General features: G+C 73.7%; 16 protein-coding genes. 14 read left to right on the top strand and 2 right to left on the bottom strand.

Annotation, left to right across the window (positions count from 1 at the left end; genetic code table 11):
- Positions 1 to 178: 178 nt before the first annotated feature.
- The 14 genes from AC1DXT_RS15915 (at position 179) to AC1DXT_RS15850 (ending at position 15,627) form a co-directional block, all read left to right on the top strand.
- Positions 179 to 1,333 (top strand): LLM class flavin-dependent oxidoreductase, encoded by a 1,155-nt coding sequence (locus AC1DXT_RS15915; RefSeq protein ID WP_477062267.1) that lies wholly within the window; start codon positions 179 to 181, stop codon positions 1,331 to 1,333.
- A complete protein-coding gene (locus AC1DXT_RS15910) occupies positions 1,333 to 2,712 on the top strand; it encodes an NtaA/DmoA family FMN-dependent monooxygenase (RefSeq protein WP_477062266.1) in 1,380 nt (459 codons plus the stop codon). The genes AC1DXT_RS15915 and AC1DXT_RS15910 overlap by 1 nt, the downstream gene beginning before the upstream one ends.
- A gap of 34 nt (positions 2,713 to 2,746) precedes the next feature.
- The gene (locus AC1DXT_RS15905) at positions 2,747 to 4,387 is read left to right on the top strand and encodes an ABC transporter substrate-binding protein (RefSeq protein WP_477062265.1); all 1,641 of its coding nucleotides are present in this window, start codon (positions 2,747 to 2,749) and stop codon (positions 4,385 to 4,387) included.
- Entirely contained in the window at positions 4,384 to 5,331 is a 948-nt protein-coding gene (locus AC1DXT_RS15900; RefSeq protein WP_477062264.1) for an ABC transporter permease, read from the top strand. The genes AC1DXT_RS15905 and AC1DXT_RS15900 overlap by 4 nt, the downstream gene beginning before the upstream one ends.
- A gap of 18 nt (positions 5,332 to 5,349) precedes the next feature.
- Entirely contained in the window at positions 5,350 to 6,240 is an 891-nt protein-coding gene (locus tag AC1DXT_RS15895) for an ABC transporter permease (RefSeq protein ID WP_477062263.1), read from the top strand.
- Positions 6,237 to 7,862, top strand: coding sequence for a dipeptide ABC transporter ATP-binding protein (locus tag AC1DXT_RS15890; protein ID WP_477062262.1), 1,626 nt, complete (start codon positions 6,237 to 6,239; stop codon positions 7,860 to 7,862). The genes AC1DXT_RS15895 and AC1DXT_RS15890 overlap by 4 nt, the downstream gene beginning before the upstream one ends.
- Positions 7,859 to 8,680 carry a DUF1684 domain-containing protein gene (locus AC1DXT_RS15885; RefSeq protein ID WP_477062261.1) on the top strand — a complete coding sequence of 274 codons (822 nt, stop codon included), beginning with the start codon at positions 7,859 to 7,861 and terminating at the stop codon, positions 8,678 to 8,680. Before AC1DXT_RS15890 ends, AC1DXT_RS15885 begins: the two co-directional genes overlap by 4 nt.
- Complete coding sequence (locus tag AC1DXT_RS15880) at positions 8,677 to 9,246, top strand: GNAT family N-acetyltransferase (protein WP_477062260.1); 570 nt, start codon at positions 8,677 to 8,679, stop codon at positions 9,244 to 9,246. The genes AC1DXT_RS15885 and AC1DXT_RS15880 overlap by 4 nt, the downstream gene beginning before the upstream one ends.
- Entirely contained in the window at positions 9,243 to 10,286 is a 1,044-nt protein-coding gene (locus tag AC1DXT_RS15875; RefSeq protein ID WP_477062259.1) for an amino acid ABC transporter permease, read from the top strand. Before AC1DXT_RS15880 ends, AC1DXT_RS15875 begins: the two co-directional genes overlap by 4 nt.
- Positions 10,283 to 11,047, top strand: a complete 765-nt coding sequence (locus tag AC1DXT_RS15870) for an amino acid ABC transporter ATP-binding protein (protein WP_477062258.1) — start codon at positions 10,283 to 10,285, stop codon at positions 11,045 to 11,047. Before AC1DXT_RS15875 ends, AC1DXT_RS15870 begins: the two co-directional genes overlap by 4 nt.
- A gap of 26 nt (positions 11,048 to 11,073) precedes the next feature.
- A complete protein-coding gene (locus tag AC1DXT_RS15865; protein ID WP_477062257.1) occupies positions 11,074 to 12,078 on the top strand; it encodes an ABC transporter substrate-binding protein in 1,005 nt (334 codons plus the stop codon).
- A gap of 95 nt (positions 12,079 to 12,173) precedes the next feature.
- Positions 12,174 to 13,313 (top strand): FAD-dependent oxidoreductase, encoded by a 1,140-nt coding sequence (locus tag AC1DXT_RS15860; protein WP_477062256.1) that lies wholly within the window; start codon positions 12,174 to 12,176, stop codon positions 13,311 to 13,313.
- Positions 13,314 to 13,333: 20 nt separating this feature from the next.
- Positions 13,334 to 14,500: an LLM class flavin-dependent oxidoreductase gene (locus AC1DXT_RS15855; protein WP_477062255.1), complete on the top strand. Its 1,167-nt coding sequence runs from the start codon at positions 13,334 to 13,336 to the stop codon at positions 14,498 to 14,500.
- A gap of 23 nt (positions 14,501 to 14,523) precedes the next feature.
- On the top strand, positions 14,524 to 15,627 hold the full coding sequence (locus AC1DXT_RS15850) for an LLM class flavin-dependent oxidoreductase (protein ID WP_477062254.1): 1,104 nt from the start codon (positions 14,524 to 14,526) through the stop codon (positions 15,625 to 15,627).
- A gap of 47 nt (positions 15,628 to 15,674) precedes the next feature.
- Here the strand turns inward: AC1DXT_RS15850 and AC1DXT_RS15845 are convergent, their stop codons facing one another.
- Positions 15,675 to 16,217, bottom strand: coding sequence for a flavin reductase family protein (locus tag AC1DXT_RS15845; RefSeq protein WP_477062253.1), 543 nt, complete (start codon positions 16,215 to 16,217; stop codon positions 15,675 to 15,677).
- A complete protein-coding gene (locus AC1DXT_RS15840) occupies positions 16,214 to 16,783 on the bottom strand; it encodes an NADPH-dependent FMN reductase (protein ID WP_477062252.1) in 570 nt (189 codons plus the stop codon). The genes AC1DXT_RS15845 and AC1DXT_RS15840 overlap by 4 nt, the downstream gene beginning before the upstream one ends.
- Positions 16,784 to 16,796: the final 13 nt, after the last annotated feature.

The raw sequence follows: 16,796 nt of genomic DNA, 5'->3' as shown, positions 1-16,796 counted from the left end.
TCCCGGCGCCTGTTGTCGCTGACGACACCCCCCGACCGACCGGCTCCGACCGGCACCTGAGCGCCTGGCCCACGGCTGAGCCGTGGTGTCCGCGCTCGCCCTCCACGTACGCCCGCACCCCTGCGCCGCACACGGCTGCGCCGGGCGCGCCCTGACGCCTCAGAACGGAACCCTCGCCATGGCCTTCCCGACCACTCCCCGACAGCTGCACCTCGGCGTCGACCTCAGCGACGCCGGCGCGCACCCCGCCGCCTGGCGGACGCACGGCTCGCAGGCGCAGCGGCTGTTCGACGCCGAGCGGCTCCAGCACCTCGTCGAGGTCGCCCAGCGCGGCACCCTCGACCTGGTCGTGCTCGACGACTCGTTCTCGCTGCAGCCGTCGCGCTCCACCACGCTGCGCGGTCGGCTCGACGCGGCGCTGGTCGCCGCCCGGCTCGCCCCGCGGTCGCGGGGGATCGGACTGGTCCCGACCGTCGCGACGACGCACACCGAGCCGTTCCACGTGTCCAAGGCGATCGCGACGATCGACCACGTCAGCGGCGGCCGGGCGGCGTGGCAGGTCAGCTGGACCGACGACGAGCAGGATGCGGCGCACGTGGGCCGAGGCCCGGCGCTCACCGAGGCGGGGGCCGTCGCGGAGGCCGAGGAGGCCGTCGAGGTGGTCACCGCGCTCTGGGACAGCTGGGAGGACGACGCGGAGATCCGCGACCAGGGCACGCACCGGTTCGTCGACCGCGCCAAGCTGCACTACGTCGAGCACGACGGCGTGCACTTCGCCGTCAAGGGGCCGTCGATCACGCCGCGTCCGCCACAGGGGCAGCCGCCGATCGTGGTGCGCGTCGGCTCGGACGCCTCGTTCGGCCTGGCCGCGCGGCACGCCGACGTGGTCCGGGTCAGCGCGACGGACCGCGACCAGGCCCTCGACCTGCGGCTCCGGCTGCGGGCCGCGGCGGCGGCGGCGGGCCGCGAGCCGGGCGACCTGCGCGTGCTCGTCGACGCCTTCGTGGTCCTCGGCCCGGACCGCGCGAGCGCTCGCGCCCGGCTCGACCTGCTCACCGAGCTCGAAGGAGTCGAGTGGGACACCGACTCCCTCACGCACGTCGGGACGGCCCGGGACCTCGCCGACACGTTCCTCGACTGGTCCGCCGTCGGTGCCGCCGACGGGTTCGTCGTCCGGCCGGCCTCGCTGCACACCGACCTCGACGTCCTCGTCGACGGCGTCGTGCCGCTCCTGCGCGAGGCCCGCGCGTTCCGCGACAGCTACGCGGGTCCGACGCTGCGTGACCAGCTGGGCCTTGCCCGCCCGGTCAACCGCTACGCGGCGATCGCCTGATGGGCGCCCGCAAGCAGGTCCACCTCGGCGTCCACTTCCCCGGGGTCAACAACACCACCGTGTGGAGCGACCCACGGTCCGGCAGCCAGATCGACTTCGCGTCGTTCGAGCACCTGGCCCGGCGCGCCGAGGAGGCGAAGCTCGACTTCTTCTTCCTCGCCGAGGGACTGCGGCTGCGCGAGCACAAGGGCCAGATCCACGACCTGGACGTGGTGGGTCGGCCCGACACCCTGCCCGTGCTGGCGGCGCTCGCCGCGGTCACCGACCGCATCGGGCTCGCCGGGACGATCAACACGACCTTCAACGAGCCGTGGGAGCTGGCCCGCCAGTTCGCGACCCTGGACATCCTCAGCGGCGGGCGTGCCGCGTGGAACCTCGTGACCAGCAGCGACGCCTTCACCGGCGAGAACTTCCGGCGCGGCGGGTTTCTCCCGTACGACGAGCGGTACGAGCGTGCGGCCGAGCTGGTCGCGGTCGCACGGGCGCTGTGGGACTCGTGGGACGACGACGCGGTGATCGCCCACGCCGGCTCCGGGCAGTTCGTCCGGCCCGGCTCGGTCCACGAGGTGCGCCACGAGGGCCGGCACTTCCAGGTGCGCGGCGAGTTCACCACCCCGCGCGGCACGCAGGGGCACCCCGTGCTGTTCCAGGCCGGCGACTCCTCGGACGGCCGTGACTTCGCGGCGGCCACCGCGGACGTCGTGTTCTCCGCGCACTCCACGTTCGAGTCCGGTCAGGCGTTCTTCACCGACGTCAAGGGTCGCCTCGCTGCGCACGGTCGGCGGCCGGTGGAGCTGCTGATCCTGCCGGCGACGACCGTCGTGCTCGGCGACAGCGCGCAGGACGCCGCCGAGCGGTCCCACGAGATCCGGCTGCAGCAGGTGCCGGGGCCGACGGCCATCGCGTTCCTCGAGCAGGTGTGGGGACGCGACCTCACCGACCACGACCCCGAGGGGCCTCTGCCGCGGATCGAGCCGGACATCGAGAACCTCGACATCACCCGCGGTCGCGTCCGGCACGTCAAGGACCCGCGGAGCATCGCGGCCGCGTGGCGGGAGCTGGCCGACGCGAACGGCTGGTCGATCCGGCAGCTCGTCATCGAGGTGACGTCGCGCGGCGGGTTCGTCGGCACGGCCACCGAGGTCGCGGACGCGATCGACCGGTACGTGCAGGAGGACGCGTCGGACGGCTTCATCCTCGTGCCGCACCTGACCCCCGGCGGCCTGGACGACGTGCTCGACCAGGTGGTGCCGCTGCTCCAGGAGCGCGGCTCGTTCCGCACCGACTACGCGGGCACCACCCTGCGCGACCACCTCGGCCTCTCCCGCCCGGCGCCCCGCGCCACCCGCTCCACCGCCGACCGCGCCCTCGTCGGCTGACCCCACCTCTCCACCCCGAACGAAGGACCCCGCCATGCTCCGCTCGACCCGTGCCCGTTCGGCCGCCCTGGCCACCCTCGTCGTCCCCGCGCTGTTCCTGACCGCCTGCGGCTCGGGCACGCCCGCGGCGTCGGACCCGTCCACCTCTGCCAGCACCGAGGCCGCGACCCCGGGCGGCACCCTGCGGTTCGCCCTCGGCGCCTCACCGAGCGGCGTCGACCCGCAGCAGGTCGGCTCGAACGTGAGCATCTACATCGCCCGTCAGCTGGCCGACTCGCTGACCGACCAGGACCCGCAGACCGGCGAGATCGTGCCGTGGCTGGCGGAGAGCTGGGACGTCAGCGACGACCTCACCCACGTCACGTTCCACCTGCGCGACGACGTCACGTTCTCGGACGGGACGCCCCTGACCGCGACCACCGTGAAGGCCAACTTCGACGCCCTCGTCGGCCCCCTCGCGGCGTCCGCGCCGCTCGCCGGCTCCTACCTCGCGGGCTACCAGGAGACCACCGTCGACGACGAGCACACGGTCACCGTGGTGTTCTCCGGGCCCAACGCCCAGTTCCTGCAGGCCACGTCCACGGTGTCGCTGGCGATCCTGTCCGACGCCACGGCGGCAGCCGACCCGGCAGCGCGGCTCCAGGGCGCGGTGGTGGGCTCCGGCCCGTTCACGCTGGAGGAGTACACCCAGGACCAGGGCGCGACGATCGTCCGGCGGGACGGGTACGCGTGGCCGTCCGAGGTCTCCGAGAACCCCGGCGAGGCGTACCTCGACCAGATCGACTTCACGATCGTCCCCGAGTCGGGCGTCCGGTCCGGCGGGCTGGCCTCCGACCAGTTCGACGCCGTCGGCGACGTGCTGCCGCAGGACGTGCCGCAGGTCGAGGGCTCCGGTGGCTCGGTGCTGACGCGCACCAACCCCGGGGTGGCGTTCGTGCTCCAGCCGAACGTGAGCGCCGGCCCGCTCGCCGACCCCGCCGTGCGCGCCGCCGTCCAGGTGGCGATCAACCGCCAGGAGCTCGTGGACACGGTGCTGAGCGACGCGTTCAAGCCCGCGACCAGCGTGCTGGCCAGCACGACACCCGGATACGTGGACCTGTCCGACGAGCTGGCGTTCGACCAGGACGGCGCGGCCGACGCGCTCGAGGACGCCGGGTGGAGGCTCGGTGCGGACGGCATCCGCGAGAAGGGCGGCGAGAAGCTCTCGTTCGACGTGGTGTTCGCGCCGCTGTTCACGGGCAGCCAGGCCGTGCTCGAGCTCACGCAGCAGCAGCTCAAGGCGGTGGGCGTCGACCTCCAGGTGCGGCAGCAGACCCCGGCGGAGCAGCAGGCGGCGCTGACCGCCGGTGACTACGACACGTACTACTACAACGTCACGCGCGCCGACGGCGACATCCTGCGCACCCAGTTCTCCTCGAAGTTCCGCAACATCAACAAGCGGCCCGCGGACACGGTGCTCGACCCCCTGCTCGATGCGCAGCTGGCCCAGGCCGACCCCGCCACGCGCGCCGCCGACCTCGGCACCGCGCAGGAGACGATCCTCGACGAGGGCCTCGCGATCCCGCTGTTCGAGCTCGCGCAGTCCATCGGTGTCGCGTCCGACGTGCACGACCTCACGTTCGACGCCTCGTCCCGACTGCTCTTCCACGACACCTGGATCGGCGCCGACCAGTGACGGCCTACGTCCTGCGGCGGCTCGGTGCGGCGGTGCTCGTGCTCTGGGCGGCGTTCACGGTCTCGTTCGCGGTGCTCTACCTGCTGCCGAGCGACCCGGTGAGCATCATGCTCGACGCGGCCAACCCCGGCGGCACCGTGGACCCGGCGCAGGTGGCCGAGCTGAGCGCCCGCTACGGGTTCGACCGGCCGCCGCTCGAGCAGTACGTCGTGCTGCTCGGGCGGGCCGTGACGGGCGACCTGGGGGTCTCGGTGACCTCGGGCGCTCCGGTCTCGCAGCTGCTCGCGGACGCGTTCCCGCAGACGCTCGCGCTCACCAGCGTGGCCCTGGGGATCGCCCTGCTTCTCGGCGGAACGATCGCGGCGACGTCGTCGTGGACCCGGTCGACCCGGCTGCGGGGCGCGCTGCTGGCGCTGCCGCCGCTGGGGGTGTCCATGCCGACGTTCTGGATCGGGCTGCTGCTGCTCCAGCTGTTCTCGTTCCGGCTGCCGGTGTTCCCGGCGGTCGGCAACCAGGGGATCGCGAGCATCGTCCTGCCGGCGGTCACCCTCGCCATCCCGCTCTCCGCGGTGGTCGCCCAGGTGCTCGCCCGCTCGATGCGGACCGCGTGGGACGCGCCCTACGTCGAGACGGCGCTGGCCAAGGGTGCGTCCCGGGGCCGGGTGCAGTGGCGGCACGTCACGCGCAACGCCGCACTGCCCGCGCTGACCCTGCTCGGGATCGCGGTCGGCAACCTGCTGGCCGGTGCCGTGGTGGTGGAGACGGTGTTCTCCCGCGCGGGGTTCGGCGGACTCGTCGAGAAGGCCGTCCGCGCCCAGGACATCCCCGTGGTGCAGGGGGTCGTCGTGGTCGGCGCGCTCGTGTTCGTGGTCGTCAACCTCGTGGTCGACCTCGCCTATCCCGCACTCGACCCGCGGATCTCCCGCACCCCCTCCACGGCCTGACGCACGGAAGGACACGTCATGACCCTCGTCTCGCACGCACCGGCCGTCGCGGCGCCGACCCTCGTCCCCGCGCCCGCGGTCCCGGTCCGGCGCGCTCGCCCGGTCCGGCACCCGCTCGCCCGTCCCGGCGTGCTCGCCTCGCTCGCGGTCGTCCTCGTGGTGCTGGGCTGGGCGCTCGTGCCCGGACTCTTCACGGCCGCGGACCCGCTGGTCGGTGTGCCGGCCGAGAAGCTCAGCCCGCCGAGCGCGGCGCACTGGTTCGGCACCGACAACCTGGGCCGCGACCTGTACGCCCGCACCGTGCACGGCACCGGCCTCTCGCTGCAGGCGGCGCTGCTCGCCCTCGGTCTCGGGCTCGTCGTGGGCGCGTTCGTGGGGCTGGTCGCCGGCTACCTCGGCGGGGTCGTCGACGCGGTGCTCATGCGGACGACGGACGTGCTGCTGGCCATCCCCGGCCTGTTGCTCTCGCTCGCGGTGGTGACCGCGCTCGGGTTCGGCACGCTCAAGGTCGCGATCGCCGTCGGCGTCGCCGAGGTGGCCACGTTCGCCCGGGTCATGCGGGCCGAGGTCCTCCGCGTGCGGACCACCACCTACGTCGAGGCGGCCGTGCTGGCCGGGGCGCGCCGCCCGGCCGTACTCCTGCGGCACGTGCTGCCCAACGCCGCCGGCCCGATCCTCGTGCTGGCCACCGTGCAGCTGGGCGTCATCGTGCTGGCGGTCTCCTCGCTGAGCTTCCTCGGGTTCGGGGCCGTGCCGCCGACCCCGGAGTGGGGCTCGCTCGTGGCGGAGGGCCGCAACTACCTCGCGGTCGCGTGGTGGTTCACCACGCTTCCCGGGCTGGTGATCGCGGCGCTCGTCCTGGCCGCCAACCGCCTGGGACGCGTGCTCGAGGGAAGGACGCACCGATGAACGCGACCCCCGTCCTGCGTGTGCGCGACCTGGTGGTCGAGTACGAGGTCCATCGCAGAACCAGCGTGCGCGTTCCTGCTGTCCGCGGCGTGAGCTTCGACGTCCACGCGGGCGAGGTCGTGGCGCTGGTGGGCGAGTCGGGCTCGGGCAAGTCCACGACCGCGCACGCCGTGGTCGGGCTGCTGCCGACCGGAGGTCGCGTGGTCGGGGGGAGCGTCCGGCTGCACGAGGGCGAGCTCGTCGGACTGCCCTCGAAGGCGTGGCGGCAGGTCCGTGGCGCGCGCATCGGGCTGGTGCCGCAGGACCCGGGCATCGCGCTCAACCCGGTGACCCGCGTGGGCGACCAGGTGGCCGAGGTGCTCCGGATCCATGGGCGGCTCCGCCGTGCCGCGGCGGCTCAGCAGGCGGTGGAGATCCTCCGGTCGGTCGGGTTGAGCGACCCCGAGGCCCGCGCCCGGCAGTACCCGCACGAGCTGTCCGGGGGCATGCGCCAGCGCGTGCTCATCGGCATCGCGCTCGCGCTCGAGCCGGCCCTGGTCATCGCCGACGAGCCGACGAGCGCCCTCGACGTCACGGTCCAGCGCCGCGTGCTCGACCTGCTCGACGACGTCACCACGCGCGCCGGCTCCGCTGTCCTGTTCATCACCCACGACCTGGCGGTGGCGGCCGACCGCGCCGACCGGGTGGTGGTGATGAAGGACGGCGAGATCGTGGAGCAGGGACGGACCGCGCAGGTGCTCGGTTCTCCCGCGCACGCGTACACGCGGTCGCTGCTGGCGGCGGCGCCGCAGCTGACGGTGACGACCCCGCGAGCGCCCGTGCCCGACGTCGGCCCGGCCCCGCTCCTCGAGGTGCTCTCGGTGAGCAAGACGTTCCGGCTTCCCGGGCACGCGGGCCGCACGGTGCAGGCGGTCGACGACGTGAGCCTGTCCATCCCGCGCGGGGGAGCGTTCGGCCTGGTGGGGGAGTCGGGGTCGGGAAAGTCGACGGTCGCGCGGCTGGTCCTGCAGCTGACGGCGCCGGACTCGGGGACCGTGCTGCTCGATGGTGCGCGGGTGTCCGACGCCGCAGGCCGGGCGGTCCTGCGACGCAGGTCGCAGCTGGTGCACCAGAACCCGTTCGCCTCGCTCGACCCGCGGTTCACGGTGGCCAAGATCGTGGACGAACCCCTGCGGTCGCACCGCGTGGGCACTCGCGCACAGCGGCGGGACCGCGTCGTCGAGCTCCTCGACCAGGTCGCCCTGGGCGCCGCGTACGCCGACCGGCGCCCGGGCGAGCTGTCCGGCGGGCAGCGGCAGCGCGTCGCGATCGCCAGGGCCCTCGCGCTCGAGCCGGACCTCCTCGTGCTCGACGAGCCGACCAGTGCCCTCGACGTCTCGGTGCAGGCGCAGATCCTGGCGCTCCTGGACCGGCTCCGCCGCGAGCGTGGCCTGACCTACCTGTTCATCTCGCACGACCTGGCCGTCGTGCGTCAGGTGGTGGACCGGGTCGGCGTGCTGCACGACGGCCGCCTGGTCGAGGTGGGTCCCACCGCCGACGTGTTCGACCACCCGCAGGACCCGTACACCGCCGAGCTGGTCGGGGCGATCCCCGGCGGCCGCGCCGAGAGGAGCACCCGATGACTGCCCTGACCACGGACCCGACCACCGATCTCCAGCGGTGGCGCACCGCACGCGAGACGGCGCTGCGGCAGCCCCACGGCTGGCTCAGCCTCGTCGGCCTGCACGCGCTGACCGCGGCGCCCCGGAGCGTCCCGGGACTGCCCGGCGAGTGGTGGACCGACGGCGACGACGCGTTCGTCCGGTCGGGCGCCGGCCTGCAGGACCCGGAGACGCGAGCTCCCCTCGACGGCAGCTGGCGGCGCACGGTCGGTGAGGGCCTGTCGACCCTGGTGGCGACCTTCGTGCCCGCGGGCCGGTCGGACGAGGACCGTGTGGTGGTCGAGCTCGTCCGCCGCACCGGCCGTCTCCACCTGCGGGTCCGGGATCCGTTGGCCACCGCCCGGCAGGAGTTCGTCGGTGTGCCCGCGTTCTCGTACGACCCCGCATGGGTGCTCGACGTCCCCGTCCGCTGGTACGACGAGCCGGTTGCGGCCACGGTCGGCGCGGCGCAGCACGGGCTCGTGCACCACGTGCGGCTGGTGGGGGAGATCGACCTCGAGCGCGACGGCGTCCTGCACACCCTGCGACTCACCGCCGGTCACGAGCCCGGCTCGGCCGGTGTGCTGTTCAGCGACGAGGCCGACGACCTGGCGCCGTGGCGCGTGCTCAGCGTGGACGCGGACCCGGAGGCGCACACCCTGCGGATCGACCTCAACCGCACGATCAACCTCCCGTACGCGTTCAGCGACCACGGCACGTGCCCCGCTCCCGTGCAGGGCAACCACCTGCCGTTCGCGGTGCGGGCCGGCGAGCGCGACCCCCGAGGAGGCGTCTCGTGACCGCGCCGAGCCCCACGCTGACGGTGCGGTGGACGGCCCTGTCCGATCCGCTGGTGCGCCCCCTGCTGGACGAGCTGGCGTACGAGTACGCCAGGCGTTACCAGGGCATCCTGGCCGTCGACGACATCCGCGCCGAGCTGGAGCACTACCCGGCGCACGAGTTCGCCTCGCCCGACGGCGGGCTGGTCCTGCTGCTCGAGGACGGCGTCCCGGTGGCGGGTGGGGCGTTCCGGCGCCGCGTCGAGCCGGAGCTCGGTGACGTCGACCGTCGACCGCGCTCCGAGGGGCGCGACGAGGCCGGGGTGCCGACGGTGCCCACCGCCGAGCTCAAGCGCATCTGGACGCATCACGCGCACCGCCGCCGCGGCCTCGCCACACGCGTCGTCGTCGAGCTGGAGCAGCGCGCCGCCGCCCTCGGCTACCCGCGGCTCTACCTGACGACGGGACCGCGCCAGCCGGAGGCCGTGGGCCTCTACCTGCGCGCCGGCTACACGCCCCTGTTCGACCCGGACGCCGAGGCGACCGGACCGCTCCCGTTCGAGAAGTGGCTGGAGGTGACCCCGTGAGCGTGTTCCAGGACGAGTCCCGGCTGCTCGCGCCCCCGCCGGTGCTGCCCGCACGGGAGGCCTCGGCGCTCGCCGGGCTGCGCGTGGTGCCCGCCCGCCACCCGGGCCGCTGGGTCGCCACGGCTGCCGTCGCGGTGCTGCTGGCCATGGTGGTCAGCTCGCTGGTCACCAACGACCGGTGGCAGTGGTCGGTGGTCGCGCAGTACCTGACGTGGCCATCCGTGCTCTCCGGCCTCTGGGGGACCCTGCGGCTGACGTTCGTCGCGGCGGTCATCGGCTTCGGGCTGGGCACCGTGCTCGCGCTCATGCGCCTGTCGCGGTCGCCCCTCCTGCGCTCCGTGGCCTGGGGCTACACGTGGGTGTTCCGGTCGGTGCCGCTGATCCTGCAGCTGCTGCTCTGGTACAACCTCGCGTACTTGTACCCGGTGCTCTCGTTCGGGATCCCGTTCGGACCCGCCTTCACCGAGGTGGACACCCTGTCGATCGTCGGCAAGTTCGGTGCCGCGGTGCTCGGGCTCGGGCTCTCGCAGGCGGCGTACTCGGCCGAGATCGTCCGCGCCGGCATCCTCGGCGTGGACCAGGGCCAGCACGAGGCGGCTGCCGCGCTCGGCATCCCGCGGGCCCGCCAGCAGCTGCGGATCGTGCTCCCGCAGGCCATGCGGACCATCGTGCCGACGTCGATCAATGAGATCATCGGCCTGGTCAAGGGCACGTCGGTGGTCTACGTGCTGGCCTACGGCGAGCTGTTCTACACGGTCGGTGTCATCTACGGCCGCAACCTCAAGGTCGTCCCGCTGCTCCTGGTCGCGGCGATCTGGTACCTCGTCGTGACCACGGTGCTCACGTTGGCGCAGTACTACCTGGAGCGGAACTACGCGAAGGGCGCCCTGCGCACGCTGCCCCCGACGCCGTTGCAGCGGCTGCGGTGGTCGGTCCTGGGCACGACGAGCCGGCTGACCGGGCGCCGGCTGCCCGCGAGCGTCCCGCCCGCCTACGCCCCGCGCGCCGGCCACCTGTTCCGGACGGGGGACGACCGATGACCGCCGGACTCGTCGAGGTGCACGGCGTGCACAAGAGCTACGGCACGCTCGAGGTGCTCGCGGGCATCGACCTCGTCGTGCAGCCGGGCGAGGTCACCGTCGTCATCGGCCCCTCCGGGTCGGGCAAGTCGACCCTGCTGCGCGTCATCAACCACCTCGAGCGCGTGGACAGCGGCTTCGTCGCCGTCGGGGGAGAGGTCGTCGGCTACGAGCGGCGCGGCGACACCCTGCGCGAGCTGTGGGAGAGGGACGTCCTGCGCCAGCGCACCCGGATCGGCTTCGTGTTCCAGAGCTTCAACCTGTTCCCGCACCTCACCGTGCTGGAGAACCTGGTCGAGGCACCCGTGCACGCCCAGGGCCGACCGCGCCGGGAGGTCGAGGCCGAGGCGCGCGTGCTCCTGGAGCGCGTGGGTCTGTCCGACAAGGCCGACGCGCGTCCTCGGCAGCTGTCCGGCGGTCAGCAGCAGCGCGTCGCGATCGCCCGGGCGCTGGCCACCAAGCCCGAGGTCCTCCTGTTCGACGAGCCGACGTCCGCGCTCGATCCGGAGCTGGTCGGCGAGGTCCTCGACGTCATCAAGACCCTCGCGCACAGCGGCACGACGCTCGTCGTCGTCACGCACGAGATCGGGTTCGCCCGTGAGCTCGCCGACACCGTCGTGTTCATGGACGCGGGCCGGATCGTCGAGCAGGGCCCTCCCGCGCAGGTGCTCGACCACCCCCAGCACGCCCGGACCCGGGCGTTCCTCGACAAGGTCCTCTGACCATCCCACCCCGAAGAGAGAAGATGATGTCCACCACGTCTGCCCGCCCGTCCCGCACCCGGCTGCTCGCCGCGCTCGTCCTGACCCCCCTGATCGCGGGGCTCGCGGCCTGCTCCTCGAGCGCCGCGGAGGAGCCCGGTGACGGTGACCTGCAGGAGGCCGCCCAGGCCGCGGGTCTGACCGTCAACACCACCGCGGACCAGGACCGCATCCACACCACCGAGTCGGCCGAGGCGATCGCGCTGCTGCCGGAGTCGATCAAGGACAAGGGCACGCTGACGGTCGCCGTGAGCGCGTACGTCGCCCCGCTGGCGTTCCTGGCCGACGACGAGAAGACCCCGATCGGCAACGAGACCGACATCGCGCAGCTGGTCGCCGACGCGCTCGGGCTGGAGCTCGAGCACGAGGTCAAGGCGTGGGCCGACTGGCCGCTCGCCGTGCAGTCCGGGGCCGTCGACGCGGTGATCTCCAACGTCACGGTCACCGAGGAGCGCAAGGAGCTCTACGACTTCTCGTCGTACCGCAACGACCAGCTGGGCTGGCTGGTGCGCGCCGACAACGAGGACGTCACCGAGATCACCGAGCCGAAGGACATCGCAGGCCTCACCGTCGCCGTCGGCTCGGGCACCAACCAGGAGAAGATCCTGCTCGCGTGGGACGGGGAGAACCAGGCTGCGGGGCTCGAGCCCGCCACGGTCGAGTACTTCGAGAACGACGGCGACACGATCCTCGCGCTGCAGTCGGGCCGGATCGACACCGCGTTCGGCCCCAACGCCACCGCTGCCTACAAGGCCGCCGTCTCGCCGGAGGACTTCAAGGTCGTCGGCACGCTCAACGGCGGCTGGCCCGCGACCGCGCAGATCGCGGTCGGAACCCTCAAGGGCAACGGGCTGGCCCCCGCCGTGACCGCGGCGCTCAACCACGCGTTCGAGGACGGCTCCTACGCCGAGGTGCTCGAGCGGTGGGGCCTTCAGGACGAGGCCATCGAGCAGTCCGAGACGAACCCGCCCGGTCTGCCGAAGACAGACTGAGCGCACAGACGAGGTGGCTGGGGGAGTCGCCTCACACGGCCGGCTGGGTGGACGGGGGTCGCCCAGCCGGCCGACCCACACGAACGGGAGAGCACATGAGTGAGCACGTGGACCACGTCGTCGTCGGTGGCGGCGTCATGGGCGCGGCGACCGCGTGGCAGCTGGCCAGGCGCGGCGCGCAGGTCGTCCTGCTCGAGCGGTTCGGCCGAGGACACACGCAGGGTGCCTCGCACGGAGCGTCCCGGATCTACCGGAACACCTACGCCCGGTCGGAGTACCTGGACCTGGCGCAGGAGGCGTTCGGGCTGTGGCGCACGCTCGAGGACGAGGCACCCGCGGTCGGAGAGCTGCTGCAGCTCACGGGCGGCGTGAGCCAGGGGTCGCTCGCGTCGCGGGAGATCGCGCAGGCGTTCACGGCGCGCGGGATCCCGCACGAGTGGCTCACCGCCGACGAGGCGCACGAGCGCTGGCCCGGGCTGGCGTTCGAGGGCGACGTGCTGCACGAGACGAGCACGGCCGGCCGGCTGCACGCGGATCGCGCGGTCGAGGCGTTCCTGCAGGCCGCGACCGCGGCCGGCGCGCGGGTGCTGCACGAGACCCCGGTCCGGGCGATCGAGCAGCGCGGTGACGGGGTGCGCGTGGTCACGGACACCGGCACCTGGCACGCCGAGGACGTCGTGGTGGCCGTCGGCGCGTGGACGTCCGGGCTGCTCGGGCGCGAGCTCGACCTGGCCGAGAAGCTCGTCGTCACGCAGGAGCAGCCGGCGCACTTCGCCCTGCGGCCCGACGCCCCCGACGCGCACCTGTGGCCGTCGTTCACGCACGACCCGGTCGCCCCGCACCCCTGGCCCAGCGGGGTCTACGGCCTGGCCACCCCGGGCGAGGGGATCAAGGTCGGCTTCCACGGGGTCGGCCCGCGCACGGATCCCGACCACCGGACCTTCACCCCGGAACCGGAGCAGCTGAGCCTCCTGCGCGAGTACGTGGCCCGGTGGGTGCCCGGCGCCGACCCCGACCACCTGGTCCCCATCTCCTGCACGTACACCACCACCCCCGACCACGACTTCGTGCTCGACCGGCGCGGACGGGTGGTGGTCGCCGCCGGGTTCTCCGGCCACGGCTTCAAGTTCGCCCCGGCGCTCGGACGTGTGCTCGCCGACCTGGCGCTGGAGCCTCCGGACGCCCCCGTCCGCGCGGCGCACCCCGCATTCGCGGCCGCCCGGCTCGCCCCCTGACCCCCCACGGAGGACCTCACATGACCACGAACGTGCCGCTGTCCATCCTCGAGCTCGCCACCGTCGGCGTCGGCCAGACCGGTGCGGACGCCCTGCGCGCGACGCTCGACCTCGCCGTCGCCGCCGACGCCCTGGGCTACCGCCGCCTCTGGTTCGCCGAGCACCACCTCGCACCGGGCGTCGCCTCGGCCGCCCCGGCGGTGCTCGCCGCGCTCGCCGCGGAGCGCACCCGCCGCCTGCGCGTGGGCTCCGGAGCGGTCCTGCTGGGCACCACCAGCCCGCTGGTCGCCGCCGAGCAGTTCGGCACCATCGCGGCGCTGCACCCTGGGCGTGTCGACCTGGGACTCGGCCGCGCGTTCTCGCCGCCGCCCGAGGGCTTCGTCGCCCCGCCGCGCACCGGGGCCCGCGACGTGGACGGGCTGCACGTGCCCGGCACCCCGCCGATCGACTTCACCGACTCCGACCTGCGCGCGCGCCTGCTGGCGCAGAAGGAGGTGATCGGCGCCAGCCGCTCCGGGCAGGACTTCCGCGCCGAGCTCGAGCTGGTGCTCGGACTGCTCGCGGACTCCTACGTCGACAGCGCCGGGCACGCGTACGTGAGCCCACCGGTGGCCGGGGCGGCGTTCGACCTGTGGGTGCTGGCGTCCAGCGGCGGCGAGAGCGCCCGCGTGGCCGGCGCCCTCGGCCTCCCGCTCGCCGCGAACTACCACGTCAGCCCGTCGACCGTCCTCGGCACGGTCGAGGCGTACCGCGCGGCGTTCAGGCCTGGGTTGTTGGCGGACCCCTACGTGGTGGTGTCCGCCGACGTGCTCGCGGCCGAGACAGCCGAGCGCGCGCAGCACCTGGCCGACCCGTTCGCGGAGTGGGTGCTCTCGATCCGCCGGGGAGCGCAGGGCGCGATCGCCTACCCCGAGCCGGGCACGACGACGCCGTGGGACCAGCGCAGCGCGGAGGAGCAGGACGTGCTGCGCGACCGGATCGACACCCGGATCGTCGGCACGCCCGACGAGGTCGCCGCCGCACTCTCCACGCTGCAGCGCGTGACCGGAGCCGACGAGCTGCTGGTCACCACCGAGACCCACGACCCGCGCGACCGCGTGCGCTCCTTCGAGCTGCTCGCCGACGCGTGGGGACTGACCGCGGACGTGTCGCGCGACGCGTCCGTCCTGGTGCCCGCGGGCGCCTGACACCCCACGAGAAGGAGCCCACCGTGCCCGTCGACTTCCTCGGCATCGCCGCCACCAGCAACGCCTCCGAGACGCAGGCCCCGACCACCGCGCCGTTCGACCTGCGCTACCTCGAGCGGATCGTCCGCGCCCACGAGGACAACGGCTGGACCCGCGTGCTGTTCGCGTACGGCTCGAGCGGTCCGGAGCCGTCGGTGCTCGCCGCCCACGCCGCCGCGCGCCTGGACTCGATCGAGCTGCTCCTGGCGCACCGGCCGAACGTCTCGTACCCGACGTTCGCGGCGAAGTCGTTCGCGACCCTCGACCAGCTCTCCGGCGGCCGCCTCTCGGTGCACTTCATCACCGGTGGGAACGACCACGAGCAGCAGCGCGAGGGCGACACCCTCACCAAGGACCAGCGGTACGCGCGCACGCAGGAGTACATCCAGATCGTCAAGCGGGCGTGGACCAGCGCCGAGCCGTTCGACCACGACGGCGAGTTCTACCAGTTCCGCGACTTCGTCCTGGACGCCAAGGCGTTCGAGGGCCGCTCGCCGACGATCTCGTTCGGCGGGTCGTCCGACGCCGCGTACCGGGTGGGTGCTGCCGAGGCGGACATCTACGCCGTGTGGGGTGAGCCGCTGGACCGCACCGCCGAGCAGATCGCCCGGATCCGCCGGGAGGCCGCGGCCGCAGGACGGACGACCCCGCCGCGTATCCACGCCGCGTTCCGGCCGATCATCGCGCCCACCGAGGACCTGGCCTGGGAGAGGGCCCACCGGATCCTCGGGGCCATCGAGGCTCGCAAGGCCGCCGGTGGTGGTCTGCTGAGCCGGTACTCGACCGGCAAGCCGGAGAACGCCGGGTCGCAGCGCCTGCTCGAGATCGCCGCGGAGGGAGACCGGTTCGACTCCGTGCTCTGGACGGCCACCGCGAAGGCGACCGGTGGCGCCGGCAACTCGAACGCCCTGGTCGGCACGCCCGAGCAGGTGGCCGAGGCGCTGCTCGCGTACTACGACCTGGGCGTGAGCGTGATCTCCGCCCGGGGGTACGACCTGCTGGACGACGCGGTCGACTTCGGCCGGTACGTGATCCCGCTGGTCCGCGCGGAGGTCGCGGCCCGGGACGCCGAGCGCGCCGCCGCCTGAGCACACGGAAGCCCCCGCCGGTCACCGGCGGGGGCTTCTGCGTGCCGTCAGATCGTCGTGTGCGGGCCGATCCGGTGGTAGCTGCGGTCGTGGTAGACCAGCGGCGTCGTGTCGTCGGACGTGCCGTGCTCGAGCGCCCGCAGAGAGATCAGGTAGCTGTCGCCCACCGGGGTGCGCTGGAGCACGCGCCCGCGGACCCAGGACACGGCGCCCTCGATCACGGGCTCACCGCTGCCCAGGTCGTACCAGCCGCCGGCGGCGAACCGGTCGATGCCGCTGGTCGCGAAGCGCGCGGACACGTCGTCCTGGTCCGCGGACAGGAAGCTCACCGTGAGCGTGCGTGCGCGGGACAGGGCCTCCCACGACGACGACGTCGACGCGAGCGAGAACGCCAGCAGCGGGGGAGCGGCCGACACCGAGATCACCGAGGTCGCGGTGAAGCCCACGCGCCGGTCACCGTCGCGGAGCGCCACCACGGCGACGCCCGCGGGGTGCTGCCGGAACACCTCCTTGTACTGCTGCGGGGAGAGCTGGGGCTCGTCCTGGTCGCGCAGCAGGCGGTCCAGCGCGTGCAGCGTCTCGGCGGTCATGCGCGGGCCGCCTCGAGCGTCACCGGGGCGCCGGCGACGAGCGACCGCACCGCGGCACCGCCGTCCGACCACCACCGGTCGACGACGGGCTGCSGGTCGGCCAGCTGGTGCTCCACCAGGGTGAGCGCCCGGGTGGGCACCACGGCGCCGAGCTCGACGAGCAGCGGTCGCAGGTGCACCTCGCCGACGAGCGCGTGCGCGGGGTTCCCCGAGACGACCACCGGCACGGCGATCACGCCGCTGAGCGCGCCGGGGCCGTAGAGGTCGAGGAAGGCCTTGAGCAGGCCCGTGTAGGACGCCTTGTACACGGGCGTCGCGACGACGAGGACCGTGCCGTCCGCGACCGTGCGCAGGGCCGCGTCCGCGGTCGGATGGGAGTCGGCCAGGATCTCCGCGGCGAACGTGGCGAGCTCGACGGTCCGGACCGCCTCGGCCGAACCGAGCAGGCGTGCGACCTCCTCGCCGACGTTGACGGCTGCCGCGGTGGTGCGCGACCCGCTCCGGGGGTTGCCGGACAGCACCACCACACGCGCTCCGGTGTGCTGCGACGACGTCAGACGGGTCATGGCTGGTCCCTCG

It is taken from the genome of Cellulomonas sp. P1_G12_2 (genome assembly GCF_056405535.1).
The sequence above is the reverse complement of the archived record's forward strand: the minus strand, read 5'-3'. Positions and strand labels throughout refer to the sequence as shown.